Origin of the sequence: Caldanaerobacter subterraneus, assembly GCF_004345675.1 — a bacterium.
Lineage (GTDB): Bacteria > Bacillota > Thermoanaerobacteria > Thermoanaerobacterales > Thermoanaerobacteraceae > Thermoanaerobacter > Thermoanaerobacter subterraneus.
This window is the reverse complement of record NZ_SLWU01000019.1, coordinates 43,981-51,741: the sequence shown is the minus strand read 5'-3', so window position 1 is coordinate 51,741 and position 7,761 is coordinate 43,981. Positions and strand designations below refer to the sequence as shown.

Here is a 7,761-nt window from a genome sequence, read left to right as displayed (position 1 = left end):
GAAATGTTAATATAAGCCATGAGATGCTCTTGTTGTGATGAGAAAATTAAAGAAAAACTAAGATATTAAGAGAAAATAAAAGATAATAGAGGGAGGCGAGAATATGAAACTTATATATCAAATAGGGAGATTCGCAAAAGATTTTATGGAAATGAGGGAGTTTAACTTTAAAGACAAAAGTTATAAAGAATTACTTTCAAGTTTTGCTATAAAAAGAGCGTTTCAAGAAGAGGGCTTTCAAACTGAAACTGCAAAAGTTGTTTTAATCTATCCTACGAGTCTTTTGCTTAATGAAACGGTCATCGATTGGCTTTTGAAGGATAAAGAAGGCAACCAGTATAGGGAATTAAACAAATTTAAAGAAAAAATTAGTGGTATAACTTCGAACGCGTTGGAAGAATATCTTTCAAGTCCTTATGATTTTTTTAGAATGCATCCCTATTCCAAAATTGCGGAGGATTTTCTAGTTATTTACTCTATTGGAGAATATAAACTTTTTGGTAAACCTGTAAAGTTTAATTGTTCCTATGATGATATAGTTTTACAAATTTTTAGTGACATGGCTATAAGGTATTTAAATGAATACAACAAAGATAATGGAGCAATAGAGTTTTATATTGACATATCTAGCGGACAAAATATGTATATTTCAGCATTGTTGGAAGCAGTGAGGCATTTTTCAGTATTTTCTGGCCTTTTAAATTGGCTTAAAAAAGAAAAAAGACCCAAAATATTTTTAGCGTTTTCAGATCCCATTTTATCAGAGTTAGAAAAAACTTATAAAATACATATCGAGGAATTGCGCTTTAGAACTTTCTTTTCTTCTCCTATTAAGAAAAAAGAGATTGAAGATTTTAACTTAGCGCGAAGAATAGCAAATGGGGAAAAGGAATTAAAAAATATTCTTCAAAAGCTATTTGAAAATTTTCTTATTTGCTTTTCTGCTATTAAGAATAATACGCCGCTTGTTTTGTATTATCGCAATTTTGATGTTCGGGAAGATGTAATTTCGTTTTTAAAAAATTTTTTGGAAATGTTAAAGCAAAAACTTTCAAGGTCATGGAATAGTTCCCCAGGTCTTTCAAAAGCTGATTATTTAAATACGATTCTGTCTTTAGGATTTTATGCGGGAATTTTAGAGGTTTTAGAGGCTAGGGGCATATCAAAATATGACTATGAAAAAGGAGTTGCACTAGAGGAGATAAAGCAGCTCTTTGCCTCTGAAGAGAATTCTATTTATGAACTGTTTGAGCTGGGAACACATGTTTCAATTTTAGGAAAGGAAATTCGCAATTTATGTTACGGAGGAAAAGAGAAATCTATTTTAAATCAAGCTACAGAAGAGTGGAATAAAGTTTATAACTTTATAGATGAAGGGGAACCCAGCTCCTTTGAGGACAGAAATTTTTTGGCCCATGCAGGCTTTGAGAGAAATGTCACAGAAGTAAGGAAAAAAGAGGGGAAATTGTATCTAAGATATGATAAAAATCTCGAGAAAAAATTTTTAGATTGTTTAAAAAAACATGTGTAAGTTTTATGTGAGAAGGTGAAAATATGAGAAATTATGAGTGTAAATTGCAAATAGTGACGCCAATAATAATGGGTAGCGCAAGAAAAAATTCGCTTGAACTGAGAGAGCAATCTATTAACGGTATTCTGAGGTGGTGGTTCAGATTTTATGGAGGCTTAAAATATCAAGATCTTCAGGACCTGCAAAAAAGGGAAAGTGAAGTTTTTGGTTCCACGAACAGAGCCAAAAGATTTTATATAAGGATACTTCAAAAGCCCCAAAGTACTGAAAAAGCATATTTGTGTATGAATGATAGAAGAAAAAAAGGAGAAAATGGCGCTGTAGCAAATTACAATGAAAGGGTAAGAACTTCTTATGCTCCTAATCAAGAGTTTATTTTAAATTTTAGATTTATGCCACATTTTCTAAAAGAATATGAAAAAGATCTCAAAAATTCAATATTGTGCTTAAGTTTATTTGGTGGTATTGGTGCCAGGTGGAGAAGGGGATTTGGGAGTATAGTTGTTGAAGAGTTTATCCTTTGTGGTGAAGAATTAGAGGATATTAAAAAAGAGATAAACGAAAAATTGATGGAGTTGAATATACAAAGAGATGTTTCAAAAATAAAGCCTTTACAAGAATTTATTAATTTTACCAATACAAAGATATTTCTAATTAAACCCAAAAATAAATTTTGGGATTCTTATGAAAGTGCTATGAATGACTTGCGTGATAATTTCTATAGAGCTCTAAAACATGAGTTAAAAACTTCAGAGGTTTCTTATTCTCCTAAAGGAAGCAAAAGAAAAACTTCGCCTTTAATAATACAAATCAAGAAAAATGCAAAAAATCATTACTTTGGAGTAATTTTGGTATGGCAAGAGTGGCCTCAGAAGAAACCAGTGGAAGATTTTTTAACAAAGTTAAAAAAATACGAATTTATAGAAGTCAATCCCCCAGGAGTGTGAAAGTGTATGATAAAGTTTAAAATTACCCCTTACGATGTGTTTTTCTTTGGCTCAGGAAGGCCTTTTAATGTGGGCGATGTAGTGTACTCCATTTTTCCTCATCCTCACACGCTTGCAGGAGCTATTTGTGCAAAAATCCATGCACATACAAAAATTGACACATCGAAGATTTTGAGAAGTATTTATGGCCCTTTTATTGAAAAAGGCGGAAAGCTCTATTTCCCTAAACCCAGTAATATTTTGGGGGAGAGAAAAAAAGAAGAAATCGAAAATATATTTCATGCTCGCCCTTATGAATTAAACACTAAACTTTTTAGGAAAGAAAATACTAATGCTGAATCTAACATTAGAACATTTCCGGTGTATATGGGTAAAGAGGATATAGGAACTTTTCCGGCTTTTATTTCTATAGAAGGGCTTAGGAAGTGGCTTAAAGGAGAGAAAATAGAAATACATGAAATACTTCAGTATAAAGAAATTTTCACAAAAGAAGAAAGAGTTGGAATCAAAATGGATAGCACAGTGAATGCAGTAGGGGGAGAAGAAGACGCACTTTATAGAATAGAATTTATGAGATTAAAGGAAAATGTAAGTCTTGTTGTATGGATAGAATTTGATTTTGAAGCTGAAGAGATTAAGAAAACAGGTTTTTCAGATGAAAATAAATTGATGGAAATTTTTAATCAACCGCCAAGAGCTTTAAAAATAGGAGGTGAGATGAAAAACGCCTTCTATGAAGTGGGGAGAGAAAATTTTCTGGAATTTTTGAGAGAAAATTTAGGAGTTTCACAAATGGTAAAAGTAAGACCTGGAGATATTGTAAAGGTTTTATTTCTGACCCCTGGAGTTTTTCCTGATTTTAAATTTTCCGTGGAAGGATTTGAAGTGTTTTCACTGGCTCTAGATAAATACACAATTCTAGGGAGGTACTCACCCAAATTAAAAATAAGGAAGACTGTGAGGGCTTTCCCAAGTGGCACGGTGATGTGGTTAAAAGCAAAGAGGGATATGCTTTTGGTGAATCCAGCTTTCATATTACATGAAGATGGTGGTTACTCTTTTAAAATTCCGAATGGTGAGCAGGACTTTATTGGTTCCAATCTAATTCTAATTGGCAAGGAGGAGGTAAAAAATGTATAAAGAGAGCGCTTTAATAACGTTTTACGCTGAAACGCCTGTTCATATGGGCGCAGGGCAGAGCGTATCTTATGTGGACCTGCCAGTCCAGAGGGAAAGACATACTGCTTTCCCAATTTTCTGGTCCAGCGGAATCAAAGGAGTTATAAGGGATACTTGCTACAGGATTTGGAGGGATAGAGACAAAGTAAATCTTATTTTTGGTCCAGAGGAAGATTCCGATTTTTCTAGTTGTATAAGCATTACAGATGCAAAGATTTTACTCTATCCAGTTCGTTCTGTCAGAGGCGTGTTTGCATGGATTACCTGTCCTTTTGTATTGAAGAGATTTAAAGATGAATTGGAAAGTGCAGGAATAAATGAAGTTAATAAAAATTTCGAAGTGATTGATAATTTACACTTAAAAGATGGAGAGGCAGTGATTCCAAAAGAAAGTATTTCAGTTTTAGAGATAAATGATAAACAAGTGGCTTTTGAAGAATTTGTATTTTCTATAAAAAACACGTCGCAAAATATTTCAGAAGTTGTCAAGTTTATAAAGAATTTGCTTCCTAAAACTTTCCTTACAACAGATATTGAAAAACATTTTGCCATTGTGTCAGATGATACCTTCAGAGATTTTGTAAATTATGCCGTTGAGGTGAGGACAAGAGTGAGAATTGACCAAAAGACAGGGACGGTGAAGGAGGGAGCATTGTTTACTGAGGAACTCATACCCTCTGAGAGCGTATTTTATTCACTTTTATTTATTAGTGACCCTTATTTTGGAATAGATGATGAATTTTATAGCTGCCTTCTTGAAGTGAAAGAAAAGACCCAGGGAAAACTTAACTGGGAAGAAGCAAAGAATAAGATTGAGAAAAAAGAATGGCTGGAAAAGGTAAAAAATAAAGAATTTTATCTTAAAAAAGCTTGGGAAGGGAATTATTTTAACTCTGCAGAAGTTTTAGATAATTTGCATGAAATATTAAATGGAACTATTCTCCAGCTTGGGGGAGATGAAACTACGGGAAAAGGGTTTATGAGAGTAAAGATTTATCCATAAATCTCTAAAAGGGAGGATAAGAAAGATGGTTGAAGGTTTGAAAGTTAAAACCCTCGAGCAAGAAAGAGCGAATTTTTGCCTTGAAGAAGTAAAAAATTTACCCAAAGAAAAAGATAAAAGAGACAAATACAAGGCAAATGCCAGAAGGTTGCCAGCTTTTATCGTTTCAAATGGTTTGATTTCCACCCTTGCTTTTTACAAATCCAAAGAGGAAACTAAGCCAGTATATTATACGCTAAACAAGTGGTTGCAAAAAAGAGGATACATATCAAAGGATAAGGATGCTTTTGATGAACTTGTGAACAAAGATTTTCAAATTCTGCGATTAGCTACTACAGAAATTTTAGCCTTAGCAAATTGGCTAAAGAGAACGGTTGAAATTGAAATACAGGAAGAAAAAGCTAATTCGCTTGGAGAGAGGGAGGGACAATGATAAAAAGTTTTTCGGATTTGGTAGGAGTTGTGTACAAAGATGATTCTAAGATTGCTTGGGATAAGTGTGAAAATTTTTCTCTAGCATCTTCAAAGCTAATAAGAAGGGAATTAATCGAAAGCGGGAAAGAAGGAGCCAAAAATGCATTTCTAACTAGCCTTGCCAGCTACTCCATGAAGAGTTTAAATTTTGATGCTTATCTTTCCAAAGTTAATCTTCAAGTTGAAGACCTTTCTAAGCAAGGCTACCAACCAATTTTAAGACAATACAAGATTACAACTGCTTCCAGATTGGTAATAGGTTTAGGTGCAGAACATCCTTTAGAAACTTCTCTTACAATACATCATCTATTTGGAATACCTTATATTCCTGGTACTGCTTTAAAAGGTGTTTGTAGGATGGTAAGTTTTTGGGATATAGCAATAGAAGAAGCAAGGGGTGAAGAGATAGAAGAAGGAGAAATTGAGAATTTACAAAAGGAGCTTTATGAAGGTTTGATTTTTGATAGATCTTCTTCTGAAGATAAAGGGAAAGAAGATTCACCAAAAAGAGTTTTACATAAATTGCTTTTTGGTACCCAGGATTTTAAAGGATTGCTTCTTTTCCTTGATGCTTTTCCGGTTATCAATAATAATGCTTCGCTTTTCGATGTTGATGTAATAAATGTACATTATAAAAGTTATTACGGCGATGATACAGGGAAAACGGCACCAGGCGATTGGGAAAACCCTATTCCTATACCTTTTCTGACCGTGAAGGAGAATACTAGTTTTCAGTTTAGTGTGCTTTTTGACAGAGTCCGTTTTGAAGAACTCATAAAAGAAAAAATTCCACCGGAAGTGAAAGGGGCAATAGATTTTTTGAACGATTGCACCCGCTTACAAAAGTTGGTAGAAAACTGGATAAAGAAAGCTCTTACTGAATTTGGTATAGGTGCAAAGACAAGATTAGGATATGGATATTTCAAAATCCTCTGAAATATGCTAAATTATAAATAAAGGTGTCTTGTGTGAAAGGGCATACTAAGCTACTTTCAAACACACCTTTATACGCTGTAAATTATCTTTTAAAAACATAAAATTTCACACAAGGCAGGGATAGCTTATGCAGTCTAATAAAATAATAGTTCTAGAAGACAGACTAAAAAGATTTTATGAAGTCTTGCAGAAAAGGCAAAAAGACTTTGTCGTCTTTGTGGATGATGTGACGAACGAGCACAATTTTTCAGCCATATTAAGAACCTGTGATGCCGTAGGGGTAATGAGAGTGTATTACTTTTCTGAAGCAAAAAAGGGCATAGAAATAAATGAAGCGGTGTCAATGGCAGCAAACAGGTGGCTCTTTATTGAAAGGGTTTATGACAGAGAAAAGGCGATAAAGGAGCTAAAAGAAAGGGAAAATTTGCAGGTTGTTGTCACTTGGCTGGATGAGTCCTCAAAAGATTTCCGGGAAATAGATTATACAAAGCCTACTTTATTGGTGGTTGGGAATGAACTAAAAGGCGTGTCGGAGGATATATTAAATCTTGCGGATGAAAGAATTGTTATACCTATGATGGGTATGGTGCAAAGCCTGAATGTATCTGTGGCGACAGGCATAATACTTTATGAGGCTTTAAGGCAGAGGCTTGATAAAGGCATGTATTTAAAGCCAACCCTTTCAGAAAAGGAAATTGAAGAAATTATAATGAAGTGGAATAATGACATAATCGCTAGGAGAAAAGAAAGGAGAAAATAAGAGTGCGAAGAGGGGAAGTGCTTGCTCTTTCCGCAGGTGCCCTGTGGGGAACGACAGGTCTTTTTGTCAGGATGATAGTTAAATTGGGTTTTACTACCGCTGATGTGGCTTTTCTGCGCATGTTTTTTGGGGCCTTACTTGCTTTTTCTATTATTGCAGTATTGAGGCAATCTTTTTCATTACCTCTGTGGTCGTGGAAGTATTTGCTTGGGACGGGCATTTTGAGCCTTACTCTCTTTAACTGGTCTTATTTTCAAGCAATTAAGCTTACTACACTTCCTATAGCTGTAGCTCTTCTTTACACTGCTCCCGCTTTTGTAGTGGTCCTTGCGCGAATTTTTTACGGAGAAAGGATAACTTTAAGAAAAAGTATAGCCCTAATCCTTACTCTTACAGGAGTTTTACTGGTTTCAGGCGCTTTAAGGTCTTTCATTACCGGTGAAGAAATATCGTGGCTTGGCGTTTTGTACGGGCTTTTATCAGCAGTTGGCTATGGTTTGTACACTATTTTTGCAAAGCCACTTTCAGGGCATATACCACCAGAGAGGATTGCAGCCTTTACCTTTTTGATTGCAACTATTGCTCTTGTCCCGATTTCTTCTGTATTAGCAAAGCCTTCCATCTTTTTTAATACCCATGTGATTCTTCTAGGGTTTTTATTTGGTGCCTTTTCTACTGCACTTCCGTATTTTCTTTACACTCGAGCTCTTACTTTTATGGAGGCAGGAAGAGCAGCGATATTTACCACTATGGAGCCTGTTGTGGCAACTTTAATTGGAGTTTTTGTATTAAAAGAGCCTTTTAATTTATTTGAATTTTTAGGGATAACTTGTATTATAAGTGCTGTTATTTTGCTAAGTTTAAGTGATAAAGTCTCTACCCCAAACATTGATAATTAATCGCAAAAAGTAGTTGTTTAATTTTTTTAATA

Annotated in this window: 8 protein-coding genes; all 8 read left to right on the top strand. The window is 34.5% G+C overall.

Going from position 1 to position 7,761, the window contains the following annotated elements:
• Positions 1-103: 103 nt before the first annotated feature.
• Positions 104-1,531: a CRISPR-associated CARF protein Csx1 gene (gene csx1, locus EV203_RS09360; RefSeq protein WP_132040240.1), complete on the top strand. Its 1,428-nt coding sequence runs from the start codon at positions 104-106 to the stop codon at positions 1,529-1,531.
• A 23-nt stretch (positions 1,532-1,554) separates the two neighbouring features.
• Positions 1,555-2,478 (top strand): type III-B CRISPR module RAMP protein Cmr1, encoded by a 924-nt coding sequence (cmr1, locus tag EV203_RS09355; protein WP_132040238.1) that lies wholly within the window; start codon positions 1,555-1,557, stop codon positions 2,476-2,478.
• Between the two features lie 6 nt (positions 2,479-2,484).
• Positions 2,485-3,618 (top strand): type III-B CRISPR module-associated protein Cmr3, encoded by a 1,134-nt coding sequence (gene cmr3 / locus EV203_RS09350; RefSeq protein ID WP_132040236.1) that lies wholly within the window; start codon positions 2,485-2,487, stop codon positions 3,616-3,618.
• On the top strand, positions 3,611-4,660 hold the full coding sequence (cmr4, locus tag EV203_RS09345) for a type III-B CRISPR module RAMP protein Cmr4 (protein WP_009609733.1): 1,050 nt from the start codon (positions 3,611-3,613) through the stop codon (positions 4,658-4,660). Before cmr3 ends, cmr4 begins: the two co-directional genes overlap by 8 nt.
• A gap of 25 nt (positions 4,661-4,685) precedes the next feature.
• Positions 4,686-5,093: a type III-B CRISPR module-associated protein Cmr5 gene (gene cmr5, locus EV203_RS09340; protein ID WP_132040234.1), complete on the top strand. Its 408-nt coding sequence runs from the start codon at positions 4,686-4,688 to the stop codon at positions 5,091-5,093.
• The gene (gene cmr6, locus EV203_RS09335) at positions 5,090-6,070 is read left to right on the top strand and encodes a type III-B CRISPR module RAMP protein Cmr6 (protein ID WP_009609692.1); all 981 of its coding nucleotides are present in this window, start codon (positions 5,090-5,092) and stop codon (positions 6,068-6,070) included. Before cmr5 ends, cmr6 begins: the two co-directional genes overlap by 4 nt.
• 127 nt (positions 6,071-6,197) lie before the next feature.
• Positions 6,198-6,830, top strand: coding sequence for a TrmH family RNA methyltransferase (locus EV203_RS09330; protein WP_043883746.1), 633 nt, complete (start codon positions 6,198-6,200; stop codon positions 6,828-6,830).
• Positions 6,831-6,832: 2 nt separating this feature from the next.
• Positions 6,833-7,729 (top strand): DMT family transporter, encoded by an 897-nt coding sequence (locus tag EV203_RS09325; RefSeq protein ID WP_011026624.1) that lies wholly within the window; start codon positions 6,833-6,835, stop codon positions 7,727-7,729.
• Positions 7,730-7,761 lie beyond the last annotated feature (32 nt).